This window comes from Desulfovibrio sp. (genome assembly GCF_034006445.1).
GTDB lineage: Bacteria > Desulfobacterota > Desulfovibrionia > Desulfovibrionales > Desulfovibrionaceae > Desulfovibrio.
Genome location: NZ_JAVESS010000006.1, coordinates 1 through 16,228 on the forward strand (window position 1 = coordinate 1; position 16,228 = coordinate 16,228).

Annotated in this window: 12 protein-coding genes; 7 read left to right on the plus strand and 5 right to left on the minus strand. The window is 60.1% G+C overall.

Annotated features, from left to right (window positions below):
- On the plus strand, nucleotides 1–308 hold a 308-nt coding region (locus tag RBR41_RS07625; RefSeq protein WP_320351990.1), incomplete at its 5' end, for a TraR/DksA family transcriptional regulator.
- Between the two features lie 26 nt (nucleotides 309–334).
- Nucleotides 335–2,167, plus strand: a complete 1,833-nt coding sequence (locus RBR41_RS07630; RefSeq protein ID WP_320351991.1) for a lysophospholipid acyltransferase family protein — start codon at nucleotides 335–337, stop codon at nucleotides 2,165–2,167.
- Between the two features lie 627 nt (nucleotides 2,168–2,794).
- Here the strand turns inward: RBR41_RS07630 and RBR41_RS07635 are convergent.
- Nucleotides 2,795–4,474, minus strand: a complete 1,680-nt coding sequence (locus RBR41_RS07635) for a bacteriohemerythrin (protein WP_320351992.1) — start codon at nucleotides 4,472–4,474, stop codon at nucleotides 2,795–2,797.
- A gap of 99 nt (nucleotides 4,475–4,573) precedes the next feature.
- Between RBR41_RS07635 and yedF the strand changes: the two genes are divergently transcribed.
- A complete protein-coding gene (yedF, locus tag RBR41_RS07640; RefSeq protein ID WP_320351993.1) occupies nucleotides 4,574–5,191 on the plus strand; it encodes a sulfurtransferase-like selenium metabolism protein YedF in 618 nt (205 codons plus the stop codon).
- A 94-nt stretch (nucleotides 5,192–5,285) separates the two neighbouring features.
- Here the strand turns inward: yedF and RBR41_RS07645 are convergent, their stop codons facing one another.
- Entirely contained in the window at nucleotides 5,286–7,040 is a 1,755-nt protein-coding gene (locus RBR41_RS07645; RefSeq protein WP_320351994.1) for a methyl-accepting chemotaxis protein, read from the minus strand.
- A 552-nt stretch (nucleotides 7,041–7,592) separates the two neighbouring features.
- Between RBR41_RS07645 and RBR41_RS07650 the strand changes: the two genes are divergently transcribed.
- Entirely contained in the window at nucleotides 7,593–8,648 is a 1,056-nt protein-coding gene (locus RBR41_RS07650) for an NAD(P)-dependent alcohol dehydrogenase (RefSeq protein ID WP_320351995.1), read from the plus strand.
- A gap of 288 nt (nucleotides 8,649–8,936) precedes the next feature.
- Here RBR41_RS07650 and RBR41_RS07655 read toward each other — a convergent pair whose 3' ends face one another.
- From RBR41_RS07655 to RBR41_RS07665, 3 genes are read right to left on the minus strand one after another with little or no spacing between them, the layout of a single operon-like run.
- On the minus strand, nucleotides 8,937–9,998 hold the full coding sequence (locus RBR41_RS07655; protein WP_320351996.1) for an ABC transporter ATP-binding protein: 1,062 nt from the start codon (nucleotides 9,996–9,998) through the stop codon (nucleotides 8,937–8,939).
- Nucleotides 9,999–10,050: 52 nt separating this feature from the next.
- The gene (gene rdgB / locus RBR41_RS07660; RefSeq protein ID WP_320351997.1) at nucleotides 10,051–10,680 is read right to left on the minus strand and encodes an RdgB/HAM1 family non-canonical purine NTP pyrophosphatase; all 630 of its coding nucleotides are present in this window, start codon (nucleotides 10,678–10,680) and stop codon (nucleotides 10,051–10,053) included.
- 18 nt (nucleotides 10,681–10,698) lie between these two features.
- Complete coding sequence (locus RBR41_RS07665) at nucleotides 10,699–11,622, minus strand: DMT family transporter (protein ID WP_320352086.1); 924 nt, start codon at nucleotides 11,620–11,622, stop codon at nucleotides 10,699–10,701.
- A gap of 267 nt (nucleotides 11,623–11,889) precedes the next feature.
- Here RBR41_RS07665 and RBR41_RS07670 point away from each other — a divergent pair, with 267 nt between their 5' ends.
- From RBR41_RS07670 to RBR41_RS07680, 3 genes are read left to right on the plus strand one after another with little or no spacing between them, the layout of a single operon-like run.
- The gene (locus tag RBR41_RS07670; RefSeq protein WP_320351998.1) at nucleotides 11,890–12,960 is read left to right on the plus strand and encodes an N-acetylneuraminate synthase family protein; all 1,071 of its coding nucleotides are present in this window, start codon (nucleotides 11,890–11,892) and stop codon (nucleotides 12,958–12,960) included.
- Nucleotides 12,961–12,962: 2 nt separating this feature from the next.
- Nucleotides 12,963–14,696 (plus strand): LIC12162 family transferase, encoded by a 1,734-nt coding sequence (locus tag RBR41_RS07675; protein WP_320351999.1) that lies wholly within the window; start codon nucleotides 12,963–12,965, stop codon nucleotides 14,694–14,696.
- A gap of 3 nt (nucleotides 14,697–14,699) precedes the next feature.
- Nucleotides 14,700–15,743, plus strand: a complete 1,044-nt coding sequence (locus RBR41_RS07680; protein WP_320352000.1) for an SEL1-like repeat protein — start codon at nucleotides 14,700–14,702, stop codon at nucleotides 15,741–15,743.
- Nucleotides 15,744–16,228 lie beyond the last annotated feature (485 nt).

Sequence of the window (16,228 nt, forward strand, 5' to 3'; positions counted from 1 at the left end):
GCAGCGCCCAGCGCATCCGCGACCTTCAGAGTCTTTTGCATCTTTTACAGCACAACGGCCCCCGTCAGTGCGTCGACTGCGGCGACGACATCCCGCTTGAGCGCCTGATGGCGGCTCCGGGCACCACTCGTTGCCTTTACTGCCAGCAGCAGATGGAAAGTATGGCCTATCCCCTGACGGGGCAGCGTGAAAGCGCGCCAGCGGTCTGGTCCGCGTCGTGGGGGGCGTCGGGGCCAGCATCGGGATCAGCGTCGGGGCCTTTGTCGGGATTTGACGCAGGCGCCACGCCCGAAGCCCGGTTCTGCTGAACACGGCAAACAATCAGGAGATCCATATGCAAGGAACCACAGACCTCCTACCCCTGGCATCGGGGCTGGAACCTTCGGGCAGAGGCGGCCCCGGCCGTTCACCCCTGCGGCGTCTGGCCGACGACCTGAACCGTCAGATGCGGGCCTTTGGTCGCAGCCTGGCGGGTTTGACCCCTCTGGAACGGGCCGCGCTGCGTCTGCCTGTCTGCGATGCCCCGCACAGCTGGGCCGCCGCCAGCCTGACGCAACTGGATATCGATGTGTGCTGCTCCGGGGAGGATCTGGCCCGCATACCTGCCGAAGGGCCGGTCATTTTTTATTCCAACCATCCCACAGGCGCTCTGGACGGGCTTATGATGGCCGCGCTGTGCGGCAGGGCCCGCCCTGATCTGAAAATACTTGCCAGCTCCAAGCTGTTGCAACTGCCCCATTTGACGCCGCTGGCGCCCATGTTGCTGCCTCTGGATCTTTCGGGCGAGGACAGGACAGTCAACGGCGCGTCCCTGCGCGTTGCCGTGAGGCATTTGCGCCGGGGCGGAGCGCTGGGGATTTTTCCCGCTGGCAAGGTGGCCCGCTGGCGCGCCGGAGCGGGACTGGAAGAACAGCCCTGGACGGAGCTTTTGAGCCGTCTTGGCGAATGGCGGCAAAAAGAGGGCAGCGGGGCGGAACCGTCCTGCGTCCAATACGTTCCCCTGCACGTGCAGACCAGCGCCGATCCCTTCTTTCTCTCCGCCGCCTGCCTGCACGAAGGTCTTGCCACGGCCCTGCTGCCGCGCGTTCTCTGGCGGCAGCGCGGAAGCCGCGCAACGCTGCGGGTGGGCGAAGCCCTGAAAGAGCAGAGCCTGACCGGCCTTGATCACGTGCAGCGCACCCATTGCTTGCGCATGTACCGTGAGGCGCTGGTTCCCGCACGCAAAAGCGCCATTGCTCAAAAAATCGCAGGCGAAAAGCGGCAGACGCCGCTGGCCGAAAGCGCGGATCAGCAGGACTTCATGGCGGCTCTGGCGGCTTTGCCCGAAAGCAGCGTTCTGGCCAGGGAAGGCAGGTACAGCGTGTACGCGTTGCACGGCAGTGAGTGCCCCCTCCTGCTGGACGAGGTGACGCGCCGCCGCGAGGAAAGCTTTCGGGCTTTGGGCGAGGGCACGGGCAAGGCCAGGGACACTGACCGCTATGACCCCCAGTATGAGCACCTCTTGCTGGTGGATGAGGAGGCCCAGTGCCTGGCCGGTTCGTACAGGGCGCGCCTCGTGCGGCCCGACGATGCCGCCAGCTGCGGACGCAACGGCCTCTACACGGCCTCGCTCTTCCGATACGACCCGGAATTTTTCCGCCAGTGCGGCAAGGCGCTTGAACTTGGCAGGGCCTTTGTCTGCCTTGAATATCAGAAGGAATACGCGCCGCTGATGCTGCTCTGGAAGGGCATTGCCCAACTGGCTTTGCAAAGGGGAGCGCGCACGCTTTTTGGCCCGGCCAGCATAGGGCTGAATTACCGCCCCCAGTCCGTAGACCTTTTGTGGCGGCACTTGCGGCTGCGCCACTGGCATGCGCCCCTGGCGGGCCTGGTGCGGGGGCGCAAACCCCGCCATCTGCGCAGTGAACTGCCCTTTGCCCGCCAGATGGAGTATAATGGCGTCAACACCATGGTACGCCAGATGGAAGGCGGACGCGGCCTGCCCATTCTCTTCAAGCACTATTTGCAGTTGGGAGGGCGCATAGCGGCCTTTCACGAGGACAGGGCCTTCGGAACCCTGGACGCGCTTCTGGTTGTGGACCTGCTTAACGCGCCGGAAAAACAGTTGCGCCGCTTTCTTGGCGAAGACGGAATGGCCGCCTTGCGCGGCGGCGCGTGTTGCATATAGGTGGCGGTTCAAGAGGCGCTGCATTCCCGCGCCCTCGCCGCCGGGCAAGGCTTGTTACGGAGTTTCAGGCCGCAGGTCGCCGTAAACGTTTTTGCGAGGGCTATGGCGCGCCCGGTGCGGTGCGCGATCGCGCAAAAACACGGCACATGCGCCGCAGACGGGAGCAGATGAATTTTTTTAAAGTGAATTTGCTCTAAGGACACACTGATTAAAGAGCTTCTCGGAAACGCGCAGTTATTTCGTTTGGCAAGGCGCGATCTTTTTTCAAGCAGGAGTGGACTCTTCCGTCCTCGACTGTTTTAAAAAAGTAAAGCAAGTCCGCCAAACGGAATAAATCAGCGTTTCCCTAAAAATTTCAGATCTCCAGACCCTCCTCTCATCCCCAGGTAAAGCCACAGGCCGCCCCGACATTGTGTCAGGACGGCCTGTGGTGATTTGAGTTTCTGCGCAACGCCGGGCGTCTGCTTGCGCAACGCCGGCATGTTCTCAGGGTGAAAGCGCGCTAGAGCAGATAACGAATGAAATGAGTTAACTGTTCTGCAAGGATTTTCTCGAAAATCATTGCCACGAAATGCGAGAAGGCAGGCTTTTGCCTGCCGTAAACGAGCATTTCAAGTGTTAAATGCTCTAGTGGGTATGTTCGTGCTCCAGGTCCTGCGTTTTGAGATAGGGCACATAGGTGGGGTCAGTGCCCATGATATGCTGCACAAGCCAGTCTTTGAGGAAGGTGAGCAGGTCCATGCTCACGGTGGCTGTGCCGGATTTGAGTTGATCCTCAACTTCGTCCAGCTTGGCCACGAATTTTCTGTGGATTTTTATATGTTCGGCTGCGCCCAGATAGGCAGTGGGCGTGAACAGTTTTTCTTCGTCCGCAAAGTGCGTGGCCGTATAGTCGCGCAGCTTGCGCAGGATTACCTGCATCTCTTCTGCCGTGCGGTTATGGGCCATGGCCGTGTACAGTTCGTTGATATAGTCCACCAGCAGCCTGTGCTGTTTGTCGATCATGGGCACGTGCAGGTCAAGCTTGGGCGTCCACTGTACGAACTTGTCGGAGGTCGCCTGCTCGTAGTCGCCGGAAACCAGAGCATTGACAATCATGTCCAGCTCTTCCATGCCGCTCTGAACGCCGAGCAGGGCGGCTGTGAAGGTTTCCATATTTTGGGCGGTCTGTTCGGCCACGTGGTGGATTTCACCCAGCGCGCTGGTGGTGTCGGCGCTGTGCTGCGACTGCTCTTGCGCGCTCCTGGCCACGATCAGAAGATGCTCGGCCGTATCGTTGATGGACTGGAGGATGTCGCGCATGACATTGCCCGCGCGCGAAGCCTGTTCGGCCCCGTCCACGCTGAGCTGGGCGGCCTTGTCCACGGTAAGCACGTTGCGCCGCGTCTCTTCCTGGATGGCGTGCACGGCATCTTCCACTTCCTTGGTGGCTCCCATGGTTTTTTCGGCCAGTTTGCGCACTTCATCGGCCACCACGGCAAACCCGCGCCCGGCGTCGCCCGCGCGGGCGGCCTCAATGGCGGCGTTGAGGGCCAGCAGGTTGGTCTGGTCGGCGACTTCGTTGATGACCGACATGACCTGCCCGATGTTGCTGGCCTTTGTGCCAAGGTCGGCCATGGCCTGCTTGAGATGCACAATGGTGTCCTTGAGCTTTTCAATGGAGGACAATGCGCCCTCCACTTCACGTTCGCCTGTGGCGGCGCTGGCGCTGGAGCTTTGCGCGTTTTCTGAAAGTTCGTGTACCCTGAGTGAGGATTCCTGGGCGGTTTGCGCAACCTTTGACATGGAGCCGCTGGTCTCGGTGAGGTGGTCGCGCTGCACCTGAACGCCCTTGCTGACATCGTTCACAAGGCTTGCCAGTTCGCGCACTTCCGAAGACAGGTTGTTGCATACTGTGTGCGCCTTGTGCAGCACCATGGCGCCACGGTCAGACTTGCTGCGCAGGTCCTTTTTTTCTTCTTCCACATCATTGAGCTTTGCGTGCAGCCTTTCCACTTCGGCCCGCAGTTCGCCGATGACAGCGGCGTCTTCAGCCAGGCTGTTTTCAGCGTCGCGCAAATGGGTCAAACAGTATTCGGCCCGCTGCACATCGTCACCTTGACGTGCGGGATTATCTTCAGCAAAAAGAGCATCACCACGTTGACGCAGTTTTTGAGATCTGGCCCTGTGGGCCAGCCAAAGGGCTGCATCAGCCAGCGCACAGAGAGCCGCCACGGCCAGAAGAGCCCATTGCGCGACCTTGTTGCCACTGACAATGGCCGTGCCGATGAGGGAGCACAGGATGATGATTTGCAGCAAGAGTCCCATTGTTACCTGCCTTGGTTTACTTGCTTATCGGAACCTTTATAATTACGCTTAACGCAGGAAAAGTAAATAAAACCAATTATTACAAAAGGGGTTGATATCATGCAGTTTCTTGATTGTCTGGGGCTTGCTTGTCCGCAGCCTGTCATCCTTTGCCGTGCAGCTGTGGATAAAGGGGTGGAACACCTGGAAGTGCTGGTTGACAATGAGCCCGCACTGGAAAACGTGCAGCGTTTTCTTCAGGGCAGAGGGTATACGGTGAGCGCATCCCAGGAAGGGCCGCAGCAGTGGCGCGTCGCCGCTGCCGTGGATGCCGGGGCTGCCGCCAATGCCGTGGCCAGCGTGTCGGCCGCGCCTGAAGCGCGGGACGGGCAAGAGCAGGATTTGCGCACGCTTGTGCTCATCACCACTGAAACCCTGGGCCGCGGCGACGAAACCCTGGGCACAAAGCTTATGGAGAACTTTCTGGCCACGCTGCCGGAGCTGGGTTCACGGCTGTGGCGGCTGGTGCTTGTCAACGGCGGCGTCAAGCTGACGGCCCGTCCTGGCCCGGCGCTGGATTCGCTGCAAAAGCTCGCGCAGCAGGGAGTATCCGTCCTTGTGTGCGGGGCCTGCCTTGGGCACTACGGCCTTCTGGAAGCCAAGGCCGTGGGCGAGACGTCCAACATGCTGGACATTGTGACAAGCATGGATCTGGCGGACAAGATCATCCGTCCCTGAGGCACGCGCGGCACGGGCGTGAACCGTGTTGACAAAGAAAAACGGCATGAAGAAACTTCATGCCGTTTTTCTTTGGGCGACAGTGCGCCTGCGGTTATGCTTTCATGTCGCTGACAAGGCTGGTCAGGCCGTGGGCCTGGGCGGCCAGGTCGGACACGGCTTTGGAGGCTTCTTCCATTGCCTGCGCCGTCTGGAGCGACATGGTGTTGATCTGGATGATGGTATGGTTGATCTCTTCGCTGGCTGCGGACTGCTGTTCGCTGGCCGCGGCAATGGCGTTGACCTGGTCGGCGGTGGCGTCCACCGTGGATACGATGACCTCAAGGGCCGTGCCCGACTGGTTGGCGAACTCGGCGGCGCGGTCAACTTCCTGCACGGCCCTGTCCACAGACTCCATGCTGGTGGCGGTGCTGTGCTGGATGGCGCTTATGACCGCCCCCACGTCCTGCGTCGAGGCCATGGTTTTTTCAGCCAGTTTACGCACTTCGTCAGCCACCACGGCGAATCCCCGTCCGGCTTCGCCCGCCCTGGCGGCCTCGATGGCGGCATTGAGGGCCAGCAGGTTTGTCTGATCCGCAATGTCTGAAATGACGCCCATGATGCGGCTTATGTCCTGCGCGTGCGAGCCCAGCTGGGCCATGTCTTCCTTGAGGCGCAGGGAGGACTGGTGCACATGGTTGATGCTGTCCAGCGAGCGGCTCACAATGGCCGCGCCATCCTGGGCCTTTTGCCGTGTTTCGGCCGAGGCGGTGGACGCCTGCGCGGCGTTGCGGGCCACTTCCTGCACCGTGGCGTTCATCTCGTTCATGGCAGTGGCAGCTTCCGTCAACCGTTGCGAGGTTTCGGCGGTTCCACGGTCAGACTGCTCGATCTGCGCTGAAAGCTGGGTTGAAGCCGTGCTCACCACCTGGGCGACCTCTTCAAGCCTTTCGGCGGCCTGAAGCATGGCCTGGGTTTTCTGCCTGGCCTCTGCGCTGGCGGCTTCGGCCTTTTCCATAGCCTCCATGGCCTTTCTGGACTGTTCCTGGGCATTGGCGGATTCAAGTCTGGCGTTTTCAATATGCTGCTTCAAGGCGTCGACCATGACCACGAGCGAGGCGAACACGCCTGTCTTGGCCTTGCCGTCGTCCACATTGTAGTCGCCGTCAGCAACGCGCCTGGCGAGGATATTCAGTTCGCCGGGGTCCTTGCCCAACTGCCTGTTGACAGAGCGCGTGAGGAAAAAGATCAGTAAAACACTGATAACAATGCCGGCCAGGGCCAGAAGAATTGTCGTAGTCCGCGAAGTTTCGACAATGTTGAAGGCATTGTGGCTTGCGTCGCTGCTGCCCTTGACGTTCAGGATCACGATTTCGTCAAACAGGCCCATGAGCTTTCTGAAAAGGGGGCGGTACTCGTTGTCGTAAATGGCAAGGGCCTGTCCATGGTCGCTCTTGTCCACCATATCGACGATTCTGCCGCGAATACCGGATATGGTATTCAGGGAAGTAATGATCTCTTCAAAAAGTTGCCTGTCTCTGGCGTCGGCAGCGGTGCCGTGAGTGGCAAGCAGGGCTTTGTATTTGTCGCCATTTTCTCGCAGACCCTTCAGGGTCAGGGTAATGCGATCCTTGTAATACGCAATTTCGTCGGGCTGCTCGTGCAGCATCATGGTCAAAAGATCGGCGCGCACGGCGTAGAGTTGCTGGTTCATGCCCTGAATGGCGATGACAGAAGGCAACCATGATTTATCCACTTCTTCAATAGTATTATTGATGTCAGACAGGTTTTTCATGGAGACCCCGGAAAGGGCGAGCATGATGAGAATGACCCCACAGAAGGACAGGATCATTTTACTGCTGAGTTTCATTGATGTATCCACCTTTACATATTTTCATATATTTTGTGATAGTCCGGCTTTGCTGCAAAAATGTTGGTATCTGTAGGCAGCAATGAATAGAAGCTCAGAATAATATTACATGAAACTTGCTTTGCACAAACAACAATTGCATAGCATTATTCTATATAATATAGAATAATGATGACTGCGCTATGCGGTTTTTGCAGTTGTGCAAGCAAAAGTTTCAAGTATTCAGTGCTGTTAGTTATCAATACCAACTAAGGGCAAAAAAAGGCCAGACGATATATCGCTCCGCCAGATAATTCGAAAGGGCCAGCGTTTGCTGTCCACTCCTGAAGGCGGATACGTGTGACGCCCCTTATGGGTGTGCTGTACCCTTTGCGGCTTCCTGTTTACTCAATTAATCACCTTTTGCATAGTGTAAAGATATGTTTATATATGACACTTGAATTATTGATAAAAATTAAATGTGAAAAAAATAACTTGGAATTGTCAGCCAGGGCAGGTAGATTGAATACGCAACCAACTGAAATTCCGTGGCTCACGCCAAAGGAGTGTATAATGAAAGGTTTAGCGATGCTTCGGCTGAACGCCGTTGGCTGGATTGAGAAAGACGCCCCCAGGTGCGGCCCCCTGGACGCGCTGGTTCAGCCCCTGGCGGTGGCACCCTGTACGTCTGACGTGCATACTGTATGGGAGGGGGCCCTGGGCGACAGGCGGGATCTCATCCTTGGGCATGAAGCCGTGGGCGAGGTCGTGGAAGTGGGCTCTCTGGTCCGCGATTTCAAGCCCGGCGACAGGGTCATTGTGCCCGCCATCACGCCTGACTGGAACTCGCTGGAAGCCCAGGGCGGCTACTCCATGCACTCCGGCGGCATGCTGGCAGGGTGGAAGTTTTCCAATTTCAAGGACGGCGTGTTTGCAGAGATTTTTCACGTCAATGATGCGGATGGCAACCTCGCCCTTTTGCCTTCAGACATGGATCCCGCCGAGGCAGTCATGTTGAGCGACATGGTGCCCACGGGTCTGCACGGCGCTGAACTGGCGGACGTGCAGTACGGGGATTCCGTGCTGGTCGTGGGCGTAGGCCCCGTGGGGCTCATGGCTGTGGCGGGGGCGGCCCTGCGCGGTGCGGGCAGGATATACGCGGTGGGTTCGCGGGCCGTCTGCGTTGCGGCCGCCAGAAAATACGGGGCCACAGAAATCATTGATTACCGGCAGGGAGATTTGGGGGCGCAAGTGGCAAGTCTCACGCGCGGCCAGGGCGTGGACAAGGCCATTATAGCGGGCGGCGATGTGGATACCTTTGCCGACGTGATCAAGGCGCTCAAGCCTGGCGGCCGTATCGGCAACGTCAACTATCTGGGTTCGGGGGATTCGGTGAGGATTCCGCGCGCGGCGTGGGGCTGCGGCATGGGGCACAAGACCATTGCCGGGGGGCTCATGCCCGGCGGGCGTTTGCGCATGCAAAAGCTGGCCAGCATGCTCGCGGTGGGTCGTCTTGACGTCGCGCCGCTGATTACGCACCGCTTCCACGGTTTTGACAAGATGGAAGAGGCCCTGATGCTCATGAAGGACAAGCCGCGCGACCTTATCAAGCCTGTGGTCACCCTGTAGGCAATTTCATGCTGCGGCTGCCCTGAGGACTATGCGGTTGCTTTGCCATTCGTGGCGGGCGTCTGTTCACGCATCGCCAGAGCAATTTCAAGCAACAGCCGTAAGGCTTCTTCGTCGCCTGACGGCTGCCGACAGGATCGCTAGTGAAACCGCTCTAAAACTATAAAAGTTTTAGGGGGAGGGGGTGTGGGGGAGGGACCCTTTTACAAAAGGGTCCCTCCCCCACAAAGTATCTCAACATTCACCAATCCCTGCCGCCAGCCTCTGGCCGACATTCCTGGCCCCTGCTCACGCGGGGTTCTGGTGCAGCCAGCAGGCCGTGTTATGCTGCTGGCGCACGGTAATGGTCGGAGGCATTTTTTCACGGCAAAGGGGCATGGCCTGGTCGCAGCGGGGGTGAAAGGGGCAGCCCCCCGGCATTGAGCGCAGTGAAGGCACACTGCCCGGAATGGTCGGCAGGCGGTGGAGTTCTCTGGAGCGGGCATTGGGCGCGGCGCGGAGCAGGCCCTGCGTGTAGGGATGCAGCGGATGCGCGAAAAGATTGCGGGCCGGGGCGTATTCCACCAGTCGCCCGGCGTACATGACGCCAATGGTGTCGGCCATTTGCTCGGCAACGCCCAGATCATGGGTGATCAGCAGCACGGCCATGCCGCGCTCCTGGCTGCGGGCGCGCATGAGGCGCAGAATCTGCCCCTGGATGGTCGCGTCCAGCGCCGTGGTGGGTTCGTCGGCAAGCAGCAGGTCGGGTCGGCAGGCCAGGGCCATGGCAATCATGACCCTTTGCCGCATGCCGCCCGAAAGCTGGTGCGGGTAGTCGTCATAGCGGCTTTCCGGCGAGGGAATGCCCACCTCGGCCAGCAGGGATATGGCCTCCTCGCGTGCCTGGGCGCGGTGCATCCCCATGTGCAGGCGCAGGGGTTCCGCCACCTGTTCGCCAACCTTGAGCACGGGGTTCAGCGAGGTCATGGGCTCCTGAAAGACCATACCGGCCCGCCGCCCACGGATGTTTCGCAGATCGCGGGGGGGCAGGCGCAAGACGTCCTGCCCGTCCAGCACGATGCTGCCGTCCAGACGGGCGTTGTCAGGCGTGAGGCGCAAGATGGCCCTGGCGGTGAGGCTTTTGCCGCAGCCGGATTCGCCCACAAGGCAGGTGGTGTGCCCGTGGGGCAGGCTGAAGCTCACATTTCTCACGGCGGGCAGGGGGCCGTCGTCCGTCTGAAAGGTGATGGAAAGGTCGTCCAGGCGGAGCAGGGGCGCGCCTGCCTCTGCGTGGGGCTGGCCCTGCTGCAGGTTTGGCTGCTGACCCTGCTGCGGGTTTGGCGGCTGGGCTTGTGGCGTATGAAATGGCATGGCTTCTGTACTCACGGTGTTACATCAAAAGGGTGGCAAACTGCCGGGCCCGCTACGCGCCCATGAAGTCCTGCCATTTTGCCAGCAGGGCGCGCAGGGCGTTGCCGCGATGGCTGCGGGCGTTTTTTTCATCCCTGGTGAGTTCGGCAGCGGTTTTGCCGACCACGGCGTCAAAAAAAACAGGGTCATAGCCAAAGCCGTTCTCGCCGCGCGGCGCGGTAAGCAGGCGGCCGTCCCAAACGCCGCGCACCACCATTTCCGCGCCGTCGGGGCGCACGCAGGCCATGCTGCTCACAAAGCGGCACCCCCTTTTTTCTTCCGGCACATTTGCCAGTTCGTGCAGCAGCTTGCGGATGTTGCGCACGTCGCGGCTTTCGCCGGGCAGGCTTTCCCAATCGTCCGAGTAGCGGGCCGAATAGACGCCCGGCCTGCCGTCAAGGGCGTCCACTTCCAGCCCCGAATCGTCGGCAATGCTGATAAGCCCCGTCAGGCGCGCCACTTCGCGGGCCTTGATGCAGGAGTTTTCTTCAAAGGTGGTGCCTGTTTCGTCAATCTCGCCAATGGTGGGAAAGAACTCCAGGCCAAGAACGTCAACGCCGAACTGCGCCAGGGGATCGGCCAGTTCGCGCACCTTGCCCGCATTATGGGTGGCCAGCACGATTTGTACGGGTTTATTGCTCATGGGTACGTTCCTTGGCGGTCAGGGCCGCTGTTGCAGGGTGTCTGTCTTGTGGCGCTGGGGCATGACCACCGTGGCCACAATGATGCCGGTAATGACCAGCGCGCCGCCCACCATCTGCGCGGGTGTCACTGTTTCGTCGAGAATGAGCTTGGCGGCTATGCCCGCAAAAACGGGCAGGCTGTAATAGACCATGCCCGCGCGCACCGGGCCGATGTGGTCAATGGCCATAGTCCACAGCCAGAACGACAGGGCCGAGCAGCCGATGCCCGTATACAGCATGCTGATGACCAGCGGCGTGGACAGGTGGGGCGTGGGCAGCATGACCGCCTCGATGGCCGTGAACGGCAGTGAATACAGCAGCCCCAGGGCAAAGGTGGCAAGACTGAAGCCGATGGGCGAAATGTCGGTGCTGCGCTGCCGGATGAACAGGGAGTAGAGGCCAAAGCACAGCACGCCGCCGAGGGACCAGAGGTCGCCCTCGTTAAAGCGCAGGTGGGCCAGCCTGCCCCAGTCGCCACGGCTGACCAGAATGCCCACGCCCACCAGCACCACCAGCACGCCCGCCATGCGGCGCGGCGAGATGGGTTCGGCGTAAAGAATGCGCGAGAGCAGGAGAATGACTATGGGAGCCGTGGGAACCAGCAAAGCCATATTGATGCTTTCCGTGGTCTGCCCGGCCTTGTAGATGAGGGTGTTGAGCAGCGTCACGCCAAGAATGCCCAGCAGGGAAAGACCGCGCCAGTTTTTCTTGATGGCGGGCCAGTCCGTGTGCCAGTGCCTTTTGGCAAAAGGCAGCAAAACGAGCAGGGCGATGAACCAGCGCCAGAAATTGCATTGCCAGGGGGGGATGAGTCCGGCAACGGCTCTGGCCACCACAAAATTGCCAGACCAGATGACAACAGCGAGAAGTGCGCAGGAATAGCCCGTTACTGTTTTTTGCATGAATCTGTCCATGGCCGGGCCAGAAGCCCCGGTAGAGATGGCGGAGGCAGTGATGCACCACAGCAGGTCAGTATAGTGCATGTGCGGGGCAAAGGCAAAGGGCCGCGGGCTTTGCCCATCAGCAGACGGCCCTTTGTCATGCGGTGTGGAGATAAAAAAATTTATAATTATTACCGGTTGTTATAGAGCTTGTCCTTTACGGCACTTTCCTTTTACGCAACAAGGGAGTATCATTAAAACTTAAACTTCATTAGTGAGGAAATGAGCATGAAACTCATAGACATATTTGATGTTCCTGCCCCTGAAACGCGCATTCCCGTGCCCTATGTCATCGCCGAAGCCGGGGTGAACCACGAGGGCAGCATGGAAATCGCCCGCAGGCTGATTGACGAGGCCGCAGAGGGCGGCGCGCAGGCCATCAAGTTTCAGACGTACAAGGCGGGCACCCTGGCCTCCAAGGATTCCCCGGCCTATTGGGACACCAACAAGGAACCCACCAGCAGTCAGTACGAGCTCTTCAAAAAGCACGATTCCTTCTGGAAGAACGAGTTTGAAGCCCTGAAGAAGCACTGCGACGCGGTGGGCATAGCCTTCATGTCCACGCCCTTTGACGTTGAATCTGCCCATTTTCTCAATGATCTTATGGATGTGTTCAAAATTTCCTCTTCAGACATCACCAACAAGCCCTTTATCCGCACCCTGTGCGACTTTGGCAAGCCCATCCTGCTTTCCACCGGCGCGGCGCACCTGCATGAAATTGCGGAGGCAGTGGAGTGGATTGAAGAAAAGGGCAACAAGCTGGCCCTGCTGCACTGCGTGCTCAACTACCCCACGGCGGACGAAAACGCGGCCCTGGGCATGATTCCGGCGCTCAAGCGGCATTTCCCGCAGCACGCCATAGGGTATTCCGACCACACGCTGCCCAAGGACATGCATATTCTTGAAACCGCCACCCTGCTTGGCGCGCGCGTGCTGGAGAAGCATTTTACCCATGACAAGACCCTGCCCGGCAACGACCACTATCATGCCATGGACAAGCACGACCTGCGGCACTTTTTTGAGCGCCTTGCGGGAACGCTCACCAGCGTGGGTGAAATGAGCCTGCGCGCCCTGCCGGAAGAAGAACCCGCCCGTCGCCACGCCCGTCGCTCGCTGGTCACGGCCCGCGTCGTGCCTGCCGGCACGGTCATCAGCGCCGCCGACCTTACCTGGAAGCGTCCTGCCCACGGCATTTCGCCGCGCAACTATGACGAAGTCATCGGCATGCGCGCGCGTCGTGATCTGGATGAAGACACTGTGTTGCACTGGTCTGATCTGGACAATGGCGACAGGGCCTGATCATGAGTCAGGAAAGCCGCATACTTGTTCTCGGGCGCATGCCCCGTGGAGTGGAACCGGAGACGCACCGGCCCGCCGGGGTGTGGTGTTTTGTGGAGCAGGAGGAGTTTTTTCCCGCCTGGGACAAGCGTTTCACTTTTCCGCCGGAGCCGCTGACGGACGTGCATGCCGTTGAGCATGCCTGCAAGTGCGCTCAGGCCCTGTGCGCGGACAGCATCGTTCCGCTGGCTGCGGAGCTCTGCTCCCACAGTGAAGACCTGCCCGCCGCCTACTGGGAAACCCTGCTGGCTCCCTGGGCCATTAACATGGCCTCGCAGATCGTCGAGCGCTGGGGCCGCGTCAAGGCCATGGCCGAGGCCTGGGGCGGGGAAGCCATGCACGTTCCCCTGCTGCCACCGGACAGCCATTTCGTCTTCTGGACGGAGCCGGATTTCACGCTGCACGGCGCCCTTGGTCATTCCTTCAACCACTGGCTGTTTTCGCGTCTTTTTGAAGCGTATTTTCACGACGGCTGGCCCGAAAAATGGACATACGAATACCTGCCGCCCGTGCGGCGTGAGTACGGAGCGGAGGAGCGCCCCAGCGGCAAGGCCCGCTTGCTCCATATGGCCCGCAAGGCCATGCTGCGCCTGCCTTTCCCCAGGCTCAAGGGACTAAGCTGGAAGCAGAGCCTGCGCTTTTCGCTGTCGCTGCTGCACAGGAGCCGGGGGCAGGATCAGTCCCAGCCTTTGTCTTCTTACGGCAAGGCTGCCACTGGCATGGACGCGGGTCTGCCGGAATGCCTCGATCTTATGGCCCTGTATCGTGCGGGTATGCCCGAATCGCTGCGTGCGCTGCGTCATCCAGGAAGCCTGAGCGCCAGTCTGCTTGGGCCCCGGTTGCGCGTGCCCAGCGTGCTGGCGTATGAAGATGCCGAGTACCGGCAAAAGCTGGCCGTCTGGCGCGGGCGCGGGCACAGGCTCATGTATGTGCAGCACGGCGGCAATTACGGTCAGGTGCGCTGCGCCTGCGACACGGCCATGGTGGAATATGCGCAGCATGCCTTTGCCACCTGGGGCTGGAGCGAACACGGCAGCAGCCGGGGAAATTTCATTCCCGAGCCTTATCCGCAGCTGGCGCGCCTCAAAAAGCGCTGGCACGGGCAGGACGGGTATACGCTCTTGCTGGTGGGCACGGAAATGCCGGGCTACGGTTACAGGCTGGATGCCCATCCGACCCCCCTGCAACTGGTGGAATACCGGCGCGACAAGCTGCGCTTCTTTGAGGCTTTGGGGCGGACATTGCAAAGCTGCTCGCAGTACCGGCCCTATTTCACGCTGCCGGGCTCCCTGCGCGACGCGGACTGGCTGCTGGAGCGCATCCCCCAGGTGCGGTTGTCCACCGGGCCTTTGCAGCCCCAACTGCTTTCCTGCCGTCTGCTGGTTGTTGACCACAACTGTACAACAACCCTTGAGGCCCTGGTGGCCAATGTGCCCACCATTCTGTACTGGAGGCGAGATGTCTGGCCCGTGACTCCGCAAAGTGACGCCCTGCTGGACGTGCTGACCCGTGCGGGCATACTGTTTGCCACGCCGGAAGAAGCCGCCGCCAAGGCTGCGGAAGTTTGGGAAGACCCGCGCGCATGGTGGAGCCGCACAGCCGTGCAGGACGCCCGCCGCGCTTTTTGCGCCCTTCAGGCCTTGACGGTCAAGGGCAACGAGAACCATTACTGGATCCAAACGCTGAAGAGTCTGTAACACATGCAAATTCGTGTATCTGCCCTGGTTTTACTGGTGGCCCTGAGTTTTTCGTTTCTGTTGTTGCCGCAGGGCGCGGCCCGCGCCGATGACGGTGAAAGCCTGCGCCTGGTGCAGGCCGCATTGAATAAGAGCGATTTTGACGAGGCCGTAAAGCTGCTCAAACCCCTTGTGGACAGCGGCAATGCCGAAGCCCTCTACGTCATGGGCCGTCTTATTCTGGACGGCAAAGGCGTGAAGAAAAACCGCACCCGCGCGGCGGAATTCTTTCGTCTGGCGGCGGAAAAGGGCGACCTGAGCGCCATGAACTCATGGGCCACGGCCCTTGTTTCCGGCGATGGCGTGCCGCGCAATTATCGCGAGGCTGCCCGCTGGTTCCGCAAGGCGGCCGACCAGGGCCTTGCCATGGCCCAGTACAATCTCGGTTATCTCTACGCCTACGGGCGTGGCGTCAACAAGGACGAAAGCGCCGCCATCGACTGGTACAGCCGCGCCGCCAACCAGGGCCTGGCTTCTGCCCAGTACTCCCTTGGCTGGACGTACCTGAACGGCAGTGGTGAAAACCAGAGCGACACCAAGGCCGCGCACTGGTTTGAAAAAGCCGCCGAGCAGGATCACGCCAAGGCCCAGAACAACCTTGCCTTTATGTACGCCGAGGGGCGGGGCTATGCGCAGGATCCGGCAAAGGCCCTGCAATGGTATACCCGTTCGGCTGAACAGGGGTACGCTGAAGCGCAGTATAATCTTGGCTTTATGTACGAGCAGGGCCGTGGCGTGCCGCAGGACTATACCAAGGCCGTGGACTGGTACCGCAAGGCTGCCGAACAGAACGAACCCGCTGCCCAGTACAGCCTTGGCCTCATGTATGATCAGGGCACGGGCGTGCCGCGCAATCTGAGCGAGGCGAACCGCTGGTATAATCTGGCAGCCAAGAATGGCGATCCTGATGCCAAGGCTGTTTTGCGTGCGCAGAATAATAAGCCCCAGCCTGTTCGTAAGGCTCCCGTGCCGAGCAAACCAGTGAAAAAAGAAAAAAAGCCGCAATAAACACGCAGCAATACAGTTTTAGGTTGTCTGTTTGCATGAGGGAAGCCCGCATTGGGAAATGCGGGCTTCCTTGCGTGTGTGTGGGGAGCCTGCGCGGCGGGCGGGAATTCTTCGCAGGCGGCGTTCCAAGGCTAAAAAGCAGGGCTTGTCCTTCGAGAGATAGTTTGTATGCCCTGCGGGCATGGCGGCTTTACTTTTCTGTTGTTTGGGCCGCCTCTGGCGGGCGACGTGGTAATGAGGTTTGCGGCGCTGGCGCTACGGGGAGAAAAAGGCAGGGGCTGTCCTTTGAGAGGCGGTTGTTGTGCCCTGCGGGCACGGTGGCTTTTTATTCGTTTAGCTTGGGCCGCCTCCGGCGGGGGCAGATGGGGGCCTGTTAGGGGCTGCCGCCCCTCCGAGGCCCCCTCTGCACTCCCCCCGGACGACCCCGCTGGGCTTGTCGTATATCCCCACTCCCACGGGTTAGCCCCTAAGGGTTTTCCATCTTT

Excerpts from the sequence above, each read along its gene's own strand:
- RBR41_RS07630 (WP_320351991.1), top strand. The coding sequence starts at position 335 with ATGCAAGGAACCACAGACCTCCTACCCCTGGCATCGGGGCTGGAACCT.
- RBR41_RS07635 (WP_320351992.1), bottom strand. The coding sequence starts at position 4,474 with ATGGGACTCTTGCTGCAAATCATCATCCTGTGCTCCCTCATCGGCACG.
- yedF (WP_320351993.1), top strand. The coding sequence starts at position 4,574 with ATGCAGTTTCTTGATTGTCTGGGGCTTGCTTGTCCGCAGCCTGTCATC.
- RBR41_RS07645 (WP_320351994.1), bottom strand. The coding sequence starts at position 7,040 with ATGAAACTCAGCAGTAAAATGATCCTGTCCTTCTGTGGGGTCATTCTC.
- RBR41_RS07650 (WP_320351995.1), top strand. The coding sequence starts at position 7,593 with ATGAAAGGTTTAGCGATGCTTCGGCTGAACGCCGTTGGCTGGATTGAG.
- RBR41_RS07655 (WP_320351996.1), bottom strand. The coding sequence starts at position 9,998 with ATGCCATTTCATACGCCACAAGCCCAGCCGCCAAACCCGCAGCAGGGT.
- rdgB (WP_320351997.1), bottom strand. The coding sequence starts at position 10,680 with ATGAGCAATAAACCCGTACAAATCGTGCTGGCCACCCATAATGCGGGC.
- RBR41_RS07665 (WP_320352086.1), bottom strand. The coding sequence starts at position 11,622 with ATGCAAAAAACAGTAACGGGCTATTCCTGCGCACTTCTCGCTGTTGTC.
- RBR41_RS07670 (WP_320351998.1), top strand. The coding sequence starts at position 11,890 with ATGAAACTCATAGACATATTTGATGTTCCTGCCCCTGAAACGCGCATT.
- RBR41_RS07675 (WP_320351999.1), top strand. The coding sequence starts at position 12,963 with ATGAGTCAGGAAAGCCGCATACTTGTTCTCGGGCGCATGCCCCGTGGA.
- RBR41_RS07680 (WP_320352000.1), top strand. The coding sequence starts at position 14,700 with ATGCAAATTCGTGTATCTGCCCTGGTTTTACTGGTGGCCCTGAGTTTT.